15 protein-coding genes and 1 tRNA gene are annotated in these 17020 nt (G+C 59.4%); 6 read left to right on the forward strand and 10 right to left on the reverse strand.

Annotated features, from left to right (window positions below; genetic code table 11):
- Nucleotides 1-128 precede the first annotated feature (128 nt).
- On the forward strand, nt 129-437 hold the full coding sequence (locus tag C4S63_RS06200) for a hypothetical protein (protein ID WP_062816270.1): 309 nt from the start codon (nt 129-131) through the stop codon (nt 435-437).
- Nucleotides 438-607: 170 nt separating this feature from the next.
- Entirely contained in the window at nt 608-2068 is a 1461-nt protein-coding gene (locus C4S63_RS06205; protein ID WP_062816271.1) for a DUF3336 domain-containing protein, read from the forward strand.
- A 30-nt stretch (nt 2069-2098) separates the two neighbouring features.
- Here the strand turns inward: C4S63_RS06205 and umuC are convergent, their stop codons facing one another.
- Both umuC and C4S63_RS06215 read right to left on the reverse strand, forming a co-directional pair.
- Nucleotides 2099-3370, reverse strand: coding sequence for a translesion error-prone DNA polymerase V subunit UmuC (umuC, locus tag C4S63_RS06210; protein WP_103917066.1), 1272 nt, complete (start codon nt 3368-3370; stop codon nt 2099-2101).
- A 5-nt stretch (nt 3371-3375) separates the two neighbouring features.
- On the reverse strand, nt 3376-3780 hold the full coding sequence (locus C4S63_RS06215; protein ID WP_062816273.1) for a LexA family transcriptional regulator: 405 nt from the start codon (nt 3778-3780) through the stop codon (nt 3376-3378).
- Between the two features lie 201 nt (nt 3781-3981).
- Here C4S63_RS06215 and C4S63_RS06220 point away from each other — a divergent pair, with 201 nt between their 5' ends.
- Nucleotides 3982-4263, forward strand: coding sequence for a hypothetical protein (locus C4S63_RS06220; protein WP_062816274.1), 282 nt, complete (start codon nt 3982-3984; stop codon nt 4261-4263).
- Between the two features lie 54 nt (nt 4264-4317).
- On the opposite strand, the gene C4S63_RS06225 is transcribed toward C4S63_RS06220, so the two are convergent.
- Nucleotides 4318-4391: transfer RNA gene (locus C4S63_RS06225), tRNA-Gly, on the reverse strand.
- 165 nt (nt 4392-4556) lie between these two features.
- Between C4S63_RS06225 and C4S63_RS06230 the strand changes: the two genes are divergently transcribed.
- Complete coding sequence (locus C4S63_RS06230) at nt 4557-5537, forward strand: SDR family oxidoreductase (protein ID WP_103917020.1); 981 nt, start codon at nt 4557-4559, stop codon at nt 5535-5537.
- Nucleotides 5538-5655: 118 nt separating this feature from the next.
- Here the strand turns inward: C4S63_RS06230 and C4S63_RS06235 are convergent, their stop codons facing one another.
- Entirely contained in the window at nt 5656-6630 is a 975-nt protein-coding gene (locus C4S63_RS06235; protein WP_062816276.1) for a methyltransferase, read from the reverse strand.
- A 182-nt stretch (nt 6631-6812) separates the two neighbouring features.
- Between C4S63_RS06235 and C4S63_RS06240 the strand changes: the two genes are divergently transcribed.
- Nucleotides 6813-8771: a transglycosylase SLT domain-containing protein gene (locus tag C4S63_RS06240; RefSeq protein ID WP_103917021.1), complete on the forward strand. Its 1959-nt coding sequence runs from the start codon at nt 6813-6815 to the stop codon at nt 8769-8771.
- A gap of 163 nt (nt 8772-8934) precedes the next feature.
- Here C4S63_RS06240 and C4S63_RS06245 read toward each other — a convergent pair whose 3' ends face one another.
- Both C4S63_RS06245 and C4S63_RS06250 read right to left on the reverse strand, forming a co-directional pair.
- Nucleotides 8935-9681, reverse strand: a complete 747-nt coding sequence (locus tag C4S63_RS06245) for a class I SAM-dependent methyltransferase (RefSeq protein ID WP_103917022.1) — start codon at nt 9679-9681, stop codon at nt 8935-8937.
- A 2-nt stretch (nt 9682-9683) separates the two neighbouring features.
- Nucleotides 9684-12617 carry a DUF748 domain-containing protein gene (locus C4S63_RS06250; RefSeq protein ID WP_103917023.1) on the reverse strand — a complete coding sequence of 978 codons (2934 nt, stop codon included), beginning with the start codon at nt 12615-12617 and terminating at the stop codon, nt 9684-9686.
- A 130-nt stretch (nt 12618-12747) separates the two neighbouring features.
- On the opposite strand from C4S63_RS06250, the gene C4S63_RS06255 reads away from it, so the two are divergent.
- Nucleotides 12748-13221, forward strand: a complete 474-nt coding sequence (locus C4S63_RS06255) for a hotdog fold domain-containing protein (RefSeq protein WP_062816280.1) — start codon at nt 12748-12750, stop codon at nt 13219-13221.
- A 139-nt stretch (nt 13222-13360) separates the two neighbouring features.
- Here the strand turns inward: C4S63_RS06255 and C4S63_RS06260 are convergent, their stop codons facing one another.
- The 4 genes from C4S63_RS06260 to C4S63_RS06275 form a co-directional block, all read right to left on the reverse strand.
- Nucleotides 13361-13990 (reverse strand): alpha/beta family hydrolase, encoded by a 630-nt coding sequence (locus C4S63_RS06260; protein ID WP_103917024.1) that lies wholly within the window; start codon nt 13988-13990, stop codon nt 13361-13363.
- A complete protein-coding gene (locus tag C4S63_RS06265; RefSeq protein ID WP_103917025.1) occupies nt 13987-14604 on the reverse strand; it encodes a TetR/AcrR family transcriptional regulator in 618 nt (205 codons plus the stop codon). The genes C4S63_RS06260 and C4S63_RS06265 overlap by 4 nt, the downstream gene beginning before the upstream one ends.
- Nucleotides 14605-14953: 349 nt before the next feature.
- Nucleotides 14954-15715, reverse strand: coding sequence for an SDR family oxidoreductase (locus tag C4S63_RS06270; protein ID WP_062816283.1), 762 nt, complete (start codon nt 15713-15715; stop codon nt 14954-14956).
- Nucleotides 15716-15881: 166 nt separating this feature from the next.
- Entirely contained in the window at nt 15882-16937 is a 1056-nt protein-coding gene (locus C4S63_RS06275; RefSeq protein ID WP_103917026.1) for a PA0069 family radical SAM protein, read from the reverse strand.
- Nucleotides 16938-17020: the final 83 nt, after the last annotated feature.

Raw genomic sequence — 17020 nt, forward strand, 5'->3', positions numbered from 1 at the left:
CCACCGCCACCGGTCGTTATCGCTTTGCCCGTGCCTCCACGGTTTGACTACAACAGTCCCCAAGGGATCGCGACGTTCCCCCAAACCACCGAGCCCATCGGTTTCAGGAACCTCTACAGGGACGTACCATGAACCGCAAAATCTCCGTCAGTGGCCTGACTCATGACTCTGCCAGCGCCTTTGTCTCCATGATGGGCATCATCAATGGTCGTTGCAGCGTTATTTGGGAAAATGCCGACCCCGGACAAGCCGACGTATTATTGGTCGCCGCCAGTGAGGCACGTCATCTTCCCGCCGGCAAAGGGGACAAACCCTGCATCGTGGTATACCCCAGCTCCCAGAACCGACCCAATGCCCCCTTCACCCTGTCCCATCCATTCCGTGCCATGAACATGATCCGGGTTCTGGAAGACGTGGCCCGGGCCTTACCCGGCTGACCGGCCTGCCCCCCATCAGCTTGCGCTGATCGCCTGATAGGCAATTCTGCCCATATAAACGCGGCCTTTTCTTTTCGGCCGCGTTCTTTTTGTCCTACAAAGCCTTAAACCCGGCCTCCAGTCATGGCTATACTGACATCAGCCAATGACAATAATGAGCGGAGACCTGCATGAAAGGCACTCTCAAGCAACTGGACCGGGCCATCGAGCGCGCAGAAACCTACGAAGAATGGTACGAAGCCAGCCGCGAACACGACCGTCTTTCCGGTGCGGATGAATGGAAGGAAATCGATCGCTCGCCCCATTACGACTATGAGCTGATCCGTAATCGCCTGTGGCAGATTCGTCAGGCCCGTGAACGCCATGACGTGAACAAGCTGGTGTTCCATTTACACGAAGGCCTGCACGGCAACCTGGGCAATATCTCCAACCCGCGCCTTTATCAGCAGACCCGGGTAGGCACCAAGCGTCTGATCGAGAATTATCTCGAAGAAGTCACCATCGCCCTGAATTACCTGTGTGATACCAACTTCAAGGAATTCGGGCTCAAGGAAAAACTGGATTTCTTCGAAACCACCGGCCAGGCCTTTGGCCAGAGCTGCCTGATGCTGTCCGGTGGCGCCGCCCTGGGACTGTTCCATATCGGCGTGGCCCGTTGTCTTTGGGAGCAAGGCCTACTGCCTTCCGTGATCTCCGGCTCCAGTGCCGGCAGCATCATTGCGTCCGTTGTGGGGACCCACAACGATGAAGAGCTGAAGCTCAAGCTGGAACCGGAAAACATTTATCTGGAAGCCTTCAAGGTGCTGGGCTGGAAGGGCATCGTGCGCGGCACGCCAGTACTGGACGGCGACCACCTGGAAGCCTGCCTGGAAGAGAACATCCTCGACATGACCTTCGAGGAGGCCTACCGCCACACCGGTCGTGAAATCAACATCACCGTCAGCCCCTACGACCGCAATCAGCACGCCCGTCTGCTTAATTGGCGTACCTCGCCCAATGTGCTGATCCGCAAGGCGTCCCTGGCGTCCTGCGCGATTCCCGGCATCTACCCGCCGGTCTCCCTGTGGGCCAAGAATATCGATGGCGAGCGGGTGCCCTATATCCCCGGCCGCAAGTTCGTGGATGGCTCCATCGTCGACGACCTGCCCATCCGCCGCCTGTCACGACTGTATGGCGTCAACCACTCCATTGTCAGCCAGACCAACCCCCATGTGGTGCCCTTCCTGTCCCGTAACGAGAACACCGACAGTTCCCTGAGCACCCTGGCAGACTGGGGCCTGAAAAACGTGTCCATGAACCTGCGCTATGCTTTACAACTGATGCAGCGCCGGGTGGAGTCCAACGACGTGGGCCTGATGTTCGACAAGGCCAAAAGCATGGTCACCCAGAAATACATCGGCGATATCAACATGATCCCGCCGCGCCAGCCCATGAACGCCCTGAGAGTCTTGAGCAACCCGACCCTGCAGGATGTACGCAACTACATCCGCAAGGGGGAAAAGGCGACCTGGCCCAAGCTCGATATGGTGGCCAACACTACCGCCATCAGTCGCACCTTCCGCGACTGCCGCGCCCGTCTGGACCGTATCGAGGAACGCATGCTCGATCAGGTACCGATGACCGCCGTCTGACAGGCGTCATTCTCTGCCCCGCCGCCCGGGTTAACGGGCCCGGGGCAGATCGTTCCAGCGGGTAGTATAGGCCGGTGACAAATGCGCCCGACGCATGGCCCAGACACAGCGCGCCGCCTGATTGACCCCTCTCCCTGCCAACCAGACTTTGCCCTTGCCGCTCCGGTTGATGGTATCCATCACCGCCATCAACGCCTTCCCTTTCTCTGCGTTGTCATCTTCGCGAAACAGGGTGACCTGCTCACGCCCCGCCGGGCCCAGATCCGTCAGCATGACTCCCGCCTTGCCATAGCGGTAACCGGCCTGCCACAGGGCTGACACCATTTCCATGGCATGGCGAACCATCACCCGGGTGTCTGTCGTGGCCGGCGACAGGGTCGCCCGGGCGGAATGGGGAAATAACTGCTGTGGTTTGCCCACCGGAGCCGTGCGCAGATACACACTGATCGCACCGGCACTGAGTCCTTCGGCACGCATGCTTTCCGCGGCCCGGGCGGTAAAATCACTGACCGCCTGACGCACGGCCACCAGCGAGGCCACCGGCTCCCCGAAAGAACGGGAATGGATGATCTGCTGACGGGGTTCCAGGCGGGTTTCCAGGGGCAGGCAGCTTTCTCCATTCAATTCCCGCACCACCCGTTCCTGCACCACGGAAAAGCGCTTGCGGATCAGGCGGTAATCGGTCTGCGCCAGGTCCAGCGCAGTCTCAATCTCCATATCATTGAGACGCCGCCCCAGACGTCGGCCGATCCCCCACACCGCCGATACCGGCGTACGTGCCAGCAGCCGTTGACGCCTCTGCGGATCCGTCAGTACCAGCACGCCCCCCGTTTGCGGATACCTCTTGGCCGCATGGTTGGCCAGCTTGGCCAGGGTCTTGGTCGGCGCCACCCCCACACATACGGGGACCCCCACCCACTTGCCAACCCGCTCGCGTAAGGCCTGCCCCAGTGGCTGAAGCTCCTCGGGTCGCATCAGAGACAGATCCAGAAACGCCTCATCAATGGAATACACCTCCACAGCGGGTACCAGCGTCGCCAGCGACGCCATGACCCGCCGGGAGATATCGCCGTACAGTCCATAGTTGGAGGAAAACACCGCGACCTGATGCTTGCGGATCAGATCCCGCGCCTCGAACAGGGGCATCCCGGTTCTCACCCCCAGTGCCTTGGCCTCGGCGGATCCCGCCACGATGCAGCCATCGTTGTTGGATAGCACCACCACCGGGCGCCCCCGCAGGTCCGGGCGAAAAATACGCTCACAGGAAGCATAGAAGCTGTTGCAGTCCACCAGCGCAAACATGGCAGTCATCGTCCGGAGCGGGCCACTGGCCGGTGCGCATGGAGCGAGAATGTCACCACCCCGAACAGCTCCCACTCCTGATCGGCCAGCGGTATCGGCGCATAGCAGGGGTTGCGAGGCATCAATACGGGCTGCGGTCGCAACCGCAATTCCTTCACGGTGAATTCCCCGTTCAGCGACGCCACCACCACATCCCCGTGGGCCGGCTCCAGAGAGCGGTCCACCACCAGAATGTCATCCGCAAAAATGCCGGCGTCGCGCATGGAATCCCCCTCCACACGAAGCAAGAAGGTGGCTTCCTGCTGGCCGATGCACAGCTGGTTCAGATCCAGCGGCGCCTCCAGATATCCCTGGGCAGGAGACGGGAACCCGGCGGCAACACGTTCGGTAAAAAAAGGCAACGCAGTCATGGGACACCACAGGAAAACAGCGATAGCACCATGCTATCAAATACTGTCTTTATGTACAGTTATATAGTGCACCCGTATTTCCGGATACCCCCTTGACTGAACACACAGGAAAACAACAAAACGCAAAGAAAGGCATATCCACACCATCACCATGGCTGCCTTAGGGTTGGCATTAAGAATCCATGATCAGGATGCAGTCATATGCTTGAAGGGAACCCGGGCTGGATGTCCGACTTTCTGGAAGAAATGGGACTGCCGGCCAACGCCGTTTTTCAGGGCTATGTGCTCTATCATCGGGAAAATGACAGCTTTGTCGCCGACGCCCCTGCCCCATCCTTGACTCACTATGTGAAGCCATGCGCCTGGGCGCGCCGCTACCCCTACATCATGCTGGCGCGGGACGCCGCTCAGGACCTGGAAGAAGGGATGCAGGTACAGGTACTGTTCCGGCTTGGCGGGAAATTTCTGGCTTATCCGATCTGACAAACACCGATATCCCCATAAGCAAAAAGCCACCCGCTGGGTGGCTTTTCAATATGGAGCGGGTGAAGAGAATCGAACTCTCGTATGCAGCTTGGGAAGCTGCCGTTCTACCATTGAACTACACCCGCTTTGACAACCGGCAATATAGTCAAAAGGATGTGTCTTTGCCAGTGCTGATGTGGGCAAATACGTCATAATAGAAAGGTTGGGCTACACTGCATTAACCGCTTCTGAATCATGCATTGCATACTCAGGGGCCCCGTAACGATGAGAATGAAAAGAGGAGCATGGCCATGCCAATGGCATTTGTGAGTGGGGCCCGGGGCTTTCTCGGTGGGCATATCGTCGATCAGTTGCTGGCCAGGGGCTGGGAAGTTACCGCCGTGATCCGACCCTACAGTGATGCGGCAGCACTCCAGGCCAAGGGCGTTCAGGTGGTACAGGCTCCGCTGGACAATGCCACCGAGCTGGCCCTGGTGATGCCGGCAGCCCCGGACGCGGTGTTTCATGTGGCCGGTAATACCAGTTTGTGGCGACGCGGCAACGAGCAGCAGTACCGGGATAACGTCCTGGGGACCCGGGCCATGGTCAGCGCGGCGCTGAAAAATGTGGCGGGCCGCTTCGTGCATACCTCCTCGATTTCTGCCTGGGGTATCCAGGACACCCCCATCAATGAACAGACACCCTCCAATGCCGCCAACGACTGGATCGGCTATAACCGCAGCAAGTATCTGGCCGAACAAGAGGTGGAAAACGGTATCCGCCAGGGGCTGGACGCCGTCATCCTGAATCCCTGCGGGATTATCGGCGCCGGCGACACCCATAACTGGTCGCAGATGATCAAACTGATTCAGGACGGCAAGCTGCCGGGGGTGCCACCGGGCGGGGGCAATTTCTGCGCCGTTGAAGAGGTGGCCAACGCGCACCTGGCGGCGCTGGAACGGGGCCAATGCGGTGAGCGCTATATCCTGGCCGGAGTGGAAGCCAGCTTTCTGGAACTGGTGCAGACCATTGCCGGGCAACTGGGCAAAAAAGCCCCGACCCGCACCGTGCCTCCGGCAGTATTGAAACTGGCCGGACAGCTATACCCCATTGGCAGCCTGTTTACCGGCAATGAACCCCGTCTGACACCGGAAAAGGTGGCGCTGGTAACCAGCCGGGTGCATGCCGACGGCAGTAAAGCCGTCCAGGAATTAGGCTTTAACGATCAGGTGCCACTGGCCACCATGATCGCAAACTGTATTCGCTGGATGAGGCAGGAGAAACGCCTGTAGTCACTATGCTCTCATGGCGAACCTGTTTGCCTGTGTGGGCGGTTCGCCATGCAAGCATGGCTCCTACAGAAAAACCGTTACGGGAAAAAGCATCAGGGCAGCAATGCCCTGTTCTGATTCATACCACCGCCCGATATACCCGAAAACGCGTAGTCTCCCCGGCCACCTGCACATGGGAAAAGGCCTCATCCAGCCACTGGGCGTAGGGTAACTCGCGGTTTGCCACCAGCCACATTTCTCCCTCCTTGTTCAGGTAAGCCGGTGCCTCGGCGATCAACCGGCGAGTGATATCCGTGGTGCGCTGACGACGGTCATGAAAGGGAGGGTTGGTGACAATCATGTCCACCCGACCGGAGATCGGAGAAAACAGATCGCCGCCAATCACTCGCCCCTGCAAACCATTACGGGCCAGGCTGGCGGTGGTCGCCGCCACCGCACAGGCACTCACATCCACCGCCTGCACCTTCCATCCCTGGCTGGCCAGGCTGGCACTGATCACTCCTGCGCCGCAGCCCATATCGATCATGCTTCCCGGGCCAGGCAAGCGATGCGCGGCCATCAACTCCAGCAATAGCCGGGTCCCCTCGTCCAGGCGGCCATGACTGAACACGCCCGGATAGCTGACGATCTCCAGATCCCCAACCGGTATCGCCTGCCCCCAGGCCGCCAGCGTCTGTGTTTCCCCGGGCTGTAATTGGCCACTATACAACTTGCAGTGGCGCGCACTATCCACCAATACCGCATCATCCACATGTGACTGCATGTGTTTCAGGGCGCCACGGATGCCTCCCTTGGCCGGTCCGATCAGCCATAACTCCACCGGCTGACTGATTTCACCGGCCAGCCAGTTAAGCAGAAACCGTAAACGCTCAATGGATTTGGGCAAGGGAAGAACCAGCAGATCCACCTCGGGGGGGACCGTGGGTGCCGCTGCCCACTGCTGGGCACCTACGGTGAAATCATCCGCATGCAAATGCACCTGGGCATCCGCATCCAGGTTTTTCAGTGCCGGGTCATCCGCATCCACCACCAATACCTGACGGCCCGACAGGGCCCCTGCCTGGCGCAATAATAACTGTGTCGTATTTTCCATAGCAGCGAGCTCGAACCGGTGGAATAAAGTGCGGCGCAGTATAGAGCAGCACGCCTTTTCATGTCAGTCGCAACGGGCTCTCACCCTTTGGTATTAGGCTTCAAGTTTTACACATTCTCCACGCCAACGAACCGGCCACACCGGTAGAATCACTGAATCAACCCGACGATGTGGAGACTTAAATGGTAAGCGCAGGACCCTGCATTCGCGCTGTTGCCTATTTTCGCGCTGTGGCACTGTTTAGTTGTTGTCTGTTTTCTTCGTTGGTGGCCGCCGCTACGGATAGCGGCGCTTTCCGCCAGGCACTGGACGCAGCACGCAATGATGACTGGAATACCCTGACCCGGATGGAAAAACAGCTGGGAGACGATCATCCTCTGCAAGCCTATCTGGATTTCCATCGGCTGCGGGCGGCATTGCCGGACCTGGCCCCGGACAGGATCAACGACTACGCTCGGCGCTACCCGGATTCGCCCCTGCCTAACGATATTCGTCAGCTGGCTACCGTGGCCTATGGCAAGGCGAAAAAGTGGGACGCCCTGCTGGCTGTCATCAGCGATGCCCCCTCTGCCACTGCCCGCCAGTGCTACTACTACCAGGCCAAACTGGCCAATGGGGACGACACCGCCCTGCAAGCTGCTGCCCAAATCTGGGCCAGTGGACAATCTCGCCCCAATCAGTGTGACCCCCTGTTTGATCAGGCTCAGGCACAGGGTGTGATTGACGATGCCGCTATCTGGGAGAGGCAGCTGCTGGCCTTCAAGGCCAACAGCCGTGGCCTGATCCGCTACCTGGCACAGAAACTCGAGGACACCGATTATGAAACGGCCAGTGACTGGCTGGAAACGCTCTATCGTGATCCCGACAAGGTGGACAACCTGCCCACCGCCATCAAGCCGGAACAACGCCAGCAACTGCTGGCCGCAGCCCTTCACCGGTGGGCTTACAAGGACACGGTAGCCGCTCGCCAGTGGTTCGATGAGCACAGCCGTCGTCACGGTCTTCGCGATGACACCATCCGGGCAGAAGCCGGTCGACGCATTGCCTGGTATTCCACCATCCGGGGCATTGAAGAAAATCGCCAATGGCTGGACAACTGGCTGGTGGCCAACCCGGATGGGGAGCTGCTGGACCAACGCGCCCGGCGTACCATCATTGAACAGGACTGGAGTAGCGCGGAGCAGTGGATTAGCCGTTTGCCAGAAAACGAACAGCAGGACTCACGCTGGCTCTACTGGCGTGCCCGAGCCCTGGAAGAACTGGACCAATCCGATCGGGCCCGGGCCCTCTACCAGCAAGCGGCCAGACAGAGAAACTTTTTTGCCTTTATGGCCGCCGACCGGCTTGGCGAGCCCTACCATTTCTCCAATGCCAGGGTTGCGTCCTCCGACGATTTCACGCCTCCTCCCGCCATCACCAGAGTGAAACAGCTGCGGGAACTGGGCGAGGATCATGCGGCCCGTCAGGAGTGGCTGTGGCTGATGTGGCACAACGATGATGCCAAGGTTCGCCAGCTTGCCCAGCATGCACTGGAACAACACTGGTATGACCTGGCGGTACAGGCATCCATCCAGGCCAAGGCCTGGGATGTGCTGGCCTGGCGTTTCCCGCCGGCATTCCAGAACGATTTTGAACGGATGGCGGCGGCCCATGACCTGGACCCCTGGCTGGCCATGGCAGTGGCGCGACGGGAAAGTGCCTTCAATCCCCAGGCTCGCTCCCCGGTAGGGGCCATGGGCCTGATGCAATTGATGCCAGCCACCGCTCGCAAGGTTGCCAAGGACGCCAATCTGGGACGGCCCACCAACCAGACCCTGCAGAACCCTGATCTGAATATCCAGCTCGGCAGCCGTTACCTGGCAGAGTTGCTGGACGAATTCAACGGCAACCGGGTGCTGGCCCTGGCGGCTTACAATGCCGGTCCGCATCGGGTGAATAACTGGCTGGGAGAGGAAGACGATGCCGTGCCCGCGGATGTCTGGATCGAATCCATCCCGTTTCGGGAAACCCGGGATTATGTCCAGGCTGTACTCACCTACCGGGCATTGTTTGTAGGGCTGCACGACAACCAGGCACGCACCTCACAACTGCTCACCGAAAAGGAAAGCCAGGTTCTGTATTCCGTCTCGATGCTGGATTGAGCGTGATTTGACGGAGGGGCGCTCCGCTCTTTGCGCCCGGACATAAGCCGAACAAAGCAAGGTTCGTTGCGAGTTACGAGAAGCGAGAAGCGAAAGGCAAAAACGGGAATTCCGATTCGGTTTCCGTTACTCGCTACTCGTCACTCGCTCTGCCTCTTCTCCCTCAGTCCAGCTGCCGGATGTGGTAATCCAGCCGGGCTCGGGCATCGCGGGTGGACAGCAGCGGGGTCGCCTCCACCCGCCGGCGCAGGTGGATGCTGCGAGCCGGTTCCCGGGTGAAGGCAATGATCGCGTTGTGACAGTCACTGCATGACAACCGGAAACGGCTGGCATAGCCGACCATGGCCTCATCGGTGGCCGCCGGGCTTTCCCGGTATTCCTTCCAGTCACCAAAGTTCATCACCAGGGTACCGCCGGGTGCCAGATTGTCTGCCAGACACTCTAGCCACGGCCTGTCTGCTGCCACCGCGCGGCTGACCTGCTCATTACTGGGGGCAAACAGGTCTTCGATAATCAGGTCGAACGGTTCTCCCTGATAGGCTCGCAACCAGGCCTGGGCATCCCCCTCATGGGTATCCACGCTGAACGCCGCCATGCCAAACACCTCCCGCGCCACTTGCAAATGGGCAGGGTCCAGCTCTACGGCAACCAGCGTCTCCGGGTTCAACAAACGTCGAATCGGCGGGATCAGTGATCCCCCGCCCAGCCCCAGTACCAGCACCCGGCGAAACCGGGAAGGCTCATGCAGCAGAGCCGGCAGCCAGAGCAGATCCCAGACACTGCCAGTGAGCAGGCGCTTGGGATGAAACTCGGAATGCTGAACGCCATTGGCATACAGCCGCAGGGTCCGGCCTGCTCGACGCACTTCGTAATGCACACCTTGCAGGTCGGTTTTCCAGATCAACGCCACACTTATTTTTCCAGAGTCAGGGTCAGGCCAGCCACATTGCCATCGACGGTGGTTTCGTTCAGGAACACCCGGTTCTGATCAATTCCCAGGGTTTGTACCAAGGCCGCTTTGGCATTTTCACCCCGCAGACGTGCCAGTTCGGTGAGTTGCGCCCGTTCCAGCGCCCGGGCGTCGGCTGCCAGCATGGATTCCCAGGCAGCCCTGGCCAGAATCGTTTCCCGCTGTTCATCGTCTTCGGGTAGCGGGTCGCTGACCAGACTCTCCACGTCACGGTCGGTGCTGGACTCATAGCGCCGAATCAATTTGCGGCGCCACTTCTTCTCCAGCAAGGCGTCATCGATACCCAACCAGTCCTCATCAGCCACATCCCGTCCAATGGCCTGCGCTGCCAGCGCAGTACGGTCCGCTTCATTGGTCGTGCCGACCAGCCCCACCCTGAGCTGCGGGCGCTCATTGAGCACTTTGGCAAGCGCATCCAGGGCTGAGGCTGTGTCCGACTGGATCTCGGCATCCCCTGCCGAAAAGGCAATGGTCTCAAGATTTTTGCCACCGGCCAGCGCTGACAGCACGGAGAACGGTGCCGTGGCTGCCTTCACCACGATATTGCTCAAGACCTTGAGCACCATGCCGCCCACGCTGAAACTGGGATCATCCAGATTGCCGGCCATGGTAACGGGCAGGGTAATTTCGCCGGACCGGTTTCGCAGGACGGAAAGCCCCAGTTTAACGGGAGCTTTCACCGCCTGTTCGCTGGGGACCTGTTCACCCAGATAGAACTCATTGGCACGAATATTGGTATCACTACTGAGCTGATTTTTTTCGATGGAGACTCCCGTGGTGACACCCAGCTGGCCTTTTTCCACCTTGTAGCCCAGGTATTGACCGGTGTAGGGAGTCAATCCGGTCATTTCATAGTTCTGCAGGGAGACATTCAGATCCGTGAAGAGAGGCTCCGGTGTCAGCGACCCGTTCACCGTTAGGGGTGCGTAGCGATCCACCTGCGCACTCAGATCAATCCTGGCCCGCCTACCCGGTCGGGTATCCAGATTGCGCAGATTACCGGACAGTTGGTACAGGCCGATCCGGAAATTCGGGCTAAGGGACAAATCTTCATGGCGAATCTGGCTGCCCACCAGCCGCACACGATCCACAGTGACCTGCCAGGGGTCGCTCTGACCCTGGCTGTTGGCTTTATCCGGAGAATTACTGGAAGGCATACCCGCCTGAATCCGTGCGGCCACATCCCGACCCTGGGCATCCACCCGGTTGGCCAGATCCATCCCGGTGAGGCCCACCTCACCGATACGCACAACCTGTTCAGCCGTGCTCAGTGACAGGTCTGTCACGCGGCCCTGGTTGATCTTCAGCAGGGACTGGCCATTTTCCAGCAAACTGACATTTTCCACCGTGGCGGAGGCATTGACCGACACATCCGCGTTCTCACCTTTCACGCTGGCCCGGGTATCCAGGGACAACAGTCCGTCGGCCAGCACCAGCGGCGCTTCCCGTTCCAGCCATGGCGAGAAGGGTGTCAACGACAACCCTTTCAGCCCGGCCTGGGCATCCATACTGAAAGGCGTCAGATTGCCTTCACCGGAATGGTTCAGGGTGCCGCTCTGCTGGATCTTGCTACTGCCTTCCCAGCTAAACGTGGCTGGCTCGCCGATAATCAGGTTTTTCAGGGTCAGGGTGCCGTCGGACAGCGCCAGGGTCTGAGCCGGTTGCAGGGTGCGATCGGTGAACCGCAGTCCACTGCCGGCAACCTGCACGTTCTCCAGGCGAACAATCCATTCGCTTTTACCTTGCTGAACTTTCTGGGCCGCCTGCTCTGCCTTCTCTTTGACTTCCTCGACGCGCTCCTCCGCCGCCTCCCGATCAACAGGCAGGAACAACGTTGCCAGATCAATGCCCTGACCATCCAGTACCACAGTGACACCGGGATCGGTGACGGTCACATTGGGGATCGTCAGTTCCTGGGCATGGGAGTCCAGCGCCACGCCTTCAACGCGAACCTGCGGCAGGGAGACACTGGGCGTGTCCTCGCCGGGTTTTAACAGCTGCAGCTGTCGCAATATCAACTGGCCGTCGCTGAGCAGCACCCTGGGTTGAGGCTCCGCGTTGAATTGATACGCGGTTTCCACATCCAGCTCACCAGACGGCACCGTAAAACGCACTTCGTTCTTGAGCAGGCGCGCCAGCGGGACCAGATCGACCTTTTCCACATTCAAGTGGCCCTGCGCGCTGAAGGGGGTAAATTCGAAACGGCCCTGCCAGTCAAGGACGCCACCGTCCGGCCCTTCCAGGCGAATGGCGTAGTCATTGCTGTTTTCGTCCTTGCTCTTGGTAGAGAAGTTGCTCACTGTGAAAGCCAGCGGCAGCACCAAAGTCTCTGGCTCGTCACCGGTGGCCTCGGTAAAACGCAGATCGCCATCGGCAAGACTGAGGCTGGCTATGGAAATGGCCGGCAACCCCGGCTCTTCCTGCTCCGGCTCCGCGGCTTCCTCCTCCGGAGTCTGGGCAAGCTGCGTCTGGATATGGCTCAGCACATCATCAAAGCTGAAGGTATTACCGGGGTTGCGCTGGGCCCGCACCGTCAAGGCATCGAGCATGATCTCATCAAAATGCCAGCTCCAGCGGAACAGGGAAGACAGCTGGAAATTCACATACAGCTGGTTGAACCCGAGCAACACCTCGGTCTGGTCGTCTTCAATGGAGAAACCTTTCACCGTGGCGCTCAGCACCAGAGGGTTGATCTTCACCTCCTCAATGGTGACTTGCCGACCGGTCAGGTCTGCCAGTGCCTGCCTGGCATTATCCCGGACCAGGCCCGGTGCCAGGAAAAACCCCAGCAAGGCATAAAGCAGATAAAGGCTAGCCAGAATAATCAGGGTTTTCACTTTCCAGCTACTGCTTTTCCAGGCCTGTAGCACCTTCACAACTGCCTCCTTTCAAGACCTTTCAATGTTGACGCCATGGTAGCAGTTGCGCGCGCCAGTGGCGCCCCAAACCCATTGCGCCACCCGGACGGCTGTGGAAAATGGGCGCATCTTGCACAGGAGTCCTGCCATGAGCGACAACTACCTTCTGAACATGTATGAAAAAGCCCTCAAGCTGCCTGCTGGCCGCAAGCTGTTTTCCATGGTGTTCAGCCGCAAAGCCCCCTACTTCGCTACTATTACCCCGACCATCAGCGAACTTCGCCCCAATTTCTGTGAGGTAAAGTTCAAGAAACGTAAAGGTGTGGAAAACCACATCCAGACGGTGCATGTGATCGCTATCTGCAACGCCCTGGAATGCGCCATGGGCGCCATGGCGGAAGCGTCCGTGCCCAAACACCTGCGCTGGATCCCCAAAGGGATGAATGTGAATTACACCGCCAAGGCCACCAGCGACATCACTGCTACCGCCGAGGCCAACCCGGAAGACTGGAAACCCGGCGACCTGCCCGTCACCGTGAAGGCCATGCGTGATGACGGCACTGTAGTCGTGGAAGGCACCATCAATCTCTGGATCAGCGAGAAACCCAAGAAGGGCAATTGATCGTTGAGAATGATCAGGTACCGCCCTGCCCTCAATACACCCGGGGTTGAGTGAAAACGCAAGAGGCCGCGCCCGGATATCCCGGCGCGGCCTCTTGTGTTTCCTGGGCGACGTTTTCCGCCAACCTCTGGTGGAAGCGCTAGCCTCCCTGAATCAATCCTGCTGCCGCCACCGCGGACTCTTCAATCAAGTCTGCCTGAATCAGGCCACTGCGCTTCAAGGGTTTGAAATCATGATCGCCACTAGCGAGCCAGTGCACCCGAACGTTCCCCGGCAAGCCATAACCCGCCACTTCCTCCGGCTTACCGAAAGGGTCACGCTCACCCTGGCATATCAGCATGGGCACCGTCAGATGCCGCAGATGCTCGGTGCGGGTTTTCTCAGGTTTGCCCGGAGGATGAAACGGATAGCCCAAGGCCACCACCCCGTGGATGGGGGGACAGTCTGCTTCCGCTGCCAGCAGCGAGGCCATACGCCCGCCCATGGACTTGCCGCCGATCCACACGGGCAGAGAATCCTCCGGCAACACCGCCAGTACCTCCCGGAAGTGAGCCAGCAACTGGGGGGCGCGATTGGGAGGAAACTTGCGCTGTTCCTGACGCCGGCGCGCCATGTAGGGGAACTCGAACCGGACCACTGAGACCCCCCGCCCGGCAATGGCCTCAGCCATCAGGTTCATGAAGTCACTGTCCATGGGTGCACCGGCGCCATGGGCCAATAACAACAAGGCAGAAGGTTGCTCGGCACGATTCCACAACAGCTCTATCACAACGCCATCTCCAACGCCTTGAGCTGAGCCTGCAACGCCCTTTTGAAATCGACCCGGAAAAGATCCAGCCCCGGTGTATCAAGTATCTTCTCTACCACCGGTGCCGGATGACTGACCGCCCAGCAACCGATCAGAGTCTGTTGCACCTGCATGAGATAGGTGGCCGCCTGATCCCCCGTCAGGGCATAGGCCTGCTGTATCCGTTGCGCCAGGACCGTAAAACGGGACAGCAGCGATTGTTTGAACTCACGGGCCGCGTCTTCCTCCAGATTCTGTTCCAGCACCGAATGCAGGATCGCTGTCAGACGACAAAACAACGGCCGCGCCACCAGCAGCTCGGACAGGGCCTGCCACAGCGGCAGGCTGTCATTCACCGGCGTCAGACTCACCTGCTCCAGCTCGTCCAGGTAGAGGCCCAGAAACAGGGCTTCCTTGGAAGAGAAATAACGATACAAGGCCGCTTTGGTAACGCCCGCCTTGCGGGCAATGGACGCGAGGCTGATCGCTTCAAAACGCTCCTGCTCGAAGAAGGTGGCCGCTGCCGCAAGAATCTGGGCTCGCCGTTCCGCCTTCTGCTCCGGGGAGCGGGCGCGTTGAAAAGGACATTCGGCCATAGAGAACCTCTGATTGAGTCGGGTAGCAGGCCTGCATTTGCATCATGCCGGCCTGATTTCCACCGAAACGGCTATCCCGTCATTACCCTGCAGGGCGGCATGACAATAGGGTGCAATTGGCCTCAGACGAACAACACCCACACCCTTACATGGGTCATTGGGACTGGGTCATTGATAAGCACGGAGACAAACGCCGCCTGGTCGGAACACCCGGAAGCCGCGCTAAAGTGCCACTGCGGCCTCCTGGTTTAGCCAATGACGGCACTATCCCTCGCGCTATCAATGCTCAATATTTCGGATGCAGCTCGCCCCGGCCCCAATGCTTCCCATGGGAGAAGTCGTCTGCAGATTACGCCTGCAGCATGCCTGCCAGTCGGCGGGTAATCATACGGGGGGACAGTTTGCCCATCCACACCAGCAGCAGGTTTTTCAGCCCGGGAATCACAATGGCACGACGGCGTGCCGCCAGGGATTTCTTCACCACCGCGTCCGTTCTCATGGTGCCTGCCTTGAACAACAGGGTGTCGGTCATGTGTGCTTCGGTGGCGAACTCGGAGTCGGTGGCGCCAGGACACAGGGCGCTCACCGCCACGCCGCTTGCTTTCAGCTCTTCATGAAGACCTTCGGAAAACGAAAGGACAAACGCCTTGGTGGCATAGTAGATAGTCATGTTCGGACCAGCCTGGAACGCCGCCGTGGACGCCACATTGATGACAAACGCATCCTGAGCCTGCTTGAGAGCCGGCACCAGGCGCCAGGTCAGATCTACCAGGGCGGTCACATTCACCTGAACCATATCGAGCTGGCGCTGCAGATCCAGGTCGGCAAACTGCCCCCGATCACCGAAGCCGGCATTGTTGATCAGGCCGGTCACCGCAATCTGCTGTTCTTCAAGCGCCTTGACCAGTTCTGCAGATGCCTGTGGCTGCGCCAGATCCGAAGCAATACACGCCACCTCAATGCCGTGCCCGTCACGCAGCTCAGCCGCGAGCGCTTCCAGCCGATCCAGTCGCCGGGCAACCAGTACCAGGCTCTTCCCTTCCGCCGCCAGTTGCCGGGCAAATTCCTTACCAATGCCGGCGCTGGCGCCAGTAATAACGACTGCTTGCATGTCTTCTCTCCATTAAGTAACCAGTGGTCACTAATTTAGAGAAAACTCACTGCCCTGTAAATAACCGCTGGTCACTTAACCCATTTGCCTTGCCACTACCCCTTGAGAGCCCGGGTTTTCATAGGAATCTTCGCTTTGCGAGCAAAGTTCCAACAGCGCCATCGCTTCAGATCGCCCCCTCGGCCACCCCCCAGAGGTTGAGCTGACCATGGGGGCCCGGCGGCACAAAGCCACTGGTATCCAGGGATTGCGCTTCCCTGGCTTCCAGGCCGGCCCCCTTGCAGGCGGAAGCAAATCGCTGCCGTAAAAGATGCGCCCAGGCTCCCTGACCGCTCTGTCGCTGATGCCAGCGGCTATCGTAAATGGCGCCACCATGGAGATCCCGCATCACCGACATCACCTTTTCCGCCCGCTCCGGGTAATGCTCATGGAGCCATTCCTGCCACAGCGGCCCCACCTCATGGGGCAGGCGCAGCACCACATACCCTGCCTGCTGCGCCCCCGCCTGGGCCACCTGCTCGACGATATCTTCCAGTTCGTGATCATTGATAAAGGGAATGACCGGCGCCACCAGCACCGTCACCGGCACACCGGCCCGGCTTAACTCACGAATCACCTTGATCCGCTCTCGGCCACCACTGGCCCTCGGCTCCAGCTGCCCCTTGAGACGGTTGTCCAGCGTGGTCACGGACACCGCCACCGAGGCCCTGCCCTGACGAGCCATGGGCGCAATCAGATCCAGATCCCGGAGCACCAGGGTGCTCTTGGTAATCAGGCTGAAGGGATGCTCACAATCCACCAGCACCTGCAGCAATTCGCGAGTGATACGACGCTCTCTTTCAATGGGCTGGTAAGGGTCTGTCACCGTGCCCAGCACAATGGGGCGGCAACGGTAAGAAGGCTTGCGCAGACTATCGCGCAGCACTTCCGCCGCATTGTCCTTGCAGAAGATTTCACTCTCGAAGTCCTGCCCGGGTGATAGATCCACATAGGCATGATTGGGGCGAGCGTAACAGTAGATGCAACCATGCTCACAACCCCGGTAGGGATTGATACTCTGCTCGAAGGGCAGGTCCGGACTGCGGTTGGTCATGATCAGGCTTTTCGCCTGTTCACGGTGATAGCGGGTGGGTCGGTTCACCGGCGCGTCATCCCTGTCAGTGTGGCTGACGGCAAAGCGCCCCGGTATCTGGCTGAGGGTACCCCGGTTCACAGCAGGCATAATGGCTCCTGTCGAATACTGTCTTTTTGTACAGTATATCGAGACGAGCCCGGACTCAATACTTTTTACCCAACGCTACCCAC

The organism is Alcanivorax sp. DSM 26293 (assembly GCF_900107995.1).
Classification (GTDB): domain Bacteria; phylum Pseudomonadota; class Gammaproteobacteria; order Pseudomonadales; family Alcanivoracaceae; genus Alcanivorax.

Bases quoted from the DNA above. Each gene is read 5' to 3' on its own strand.
- C4S63_RS06200 (WP_062816270.1), top strand. From the start codon at position 129: ATGAACCGCAAAATCTCCGTCAGTGGCCTGACTCATGACTCTGCCAGC.
- C4S63_RS06205 (WP_062816271.1), top strand. From the start codon at position 608: ATGAAAGGCACTCTCAAGCAACTGGACCGGGCCATCGAGCGCGCAGAA.
- umuC (WP_103917066.1), bottom strand. From the start codon at position 3,370: ATGTTTGCGCTGGTGGACTGCAACAGCTTCTATGCTTCCTGTGAGCGT.
- C4S63_RS06215 (WP_062816273.1), bottom strand. From the start codon at position 3,780: ATGACTGCGTTGCCTTTTTTTACCGAACGTGTTGCCGCCGGGTTCCCG.
- C4S63_RS06220 (WP_062816274.1), top strand. From the start codon at position 3,982: ATGCTTGAAGGGAACCCGGGCTGGATGTCCGACTTTCTGGAAGAAATG.
- C4S63_RS06230 (WP_103917020.1), top strand. From the start codon at position 4,557: ATGCCAATGGCATTTGTGAGTGGGGCCCGGGGCTTTCTCGGTGGGCAT.
- C4S63_RS06235 (WP_062816276.1), bottom strand. From the start codon at position 6,630: ATGGAAAATACGACACAGTTATTATTGCGCCAGGCAGGGGCCCTGTCG.
- C4S63_RS06240 (WP_103917021.1), top strand. From the start codon at position 6,813: ATGGTAAGCGCAGGACCCTGCATTCGCGCTGTTGCCTATTTTCGCGCT.
- C4S63_RS06255 (WP_062816280.1), top strand. From the start codon at position 12,748: ATGAGCGACAACTACCTTCTGAACATGTATGAAAAAGCCCTCAAGCTG.
- C4S63_RS06265 (WP_103917025.1), bottom strand. From the start codon at position 14,604: ATGGCCGAATGTCCTTTTCAACGCGCCCGCTCCCCGGAGCAGAAGGCG.
- C4S63_RS06270 (WP_062816283.1), bottom strand. From the start codon at position 15,715: ATGCAAGCAGTCGTTATTACTGGCGCCAGCGCCGGCATTGGTAAGGAA.
- C4S63_RS06275 (WP_103917026.1), bottom strand. From the start codon at position 16,937: ATGCCTGCTGTGAACCGGGGTACCCTCAGCCAGATACCGGGGCGCTTT.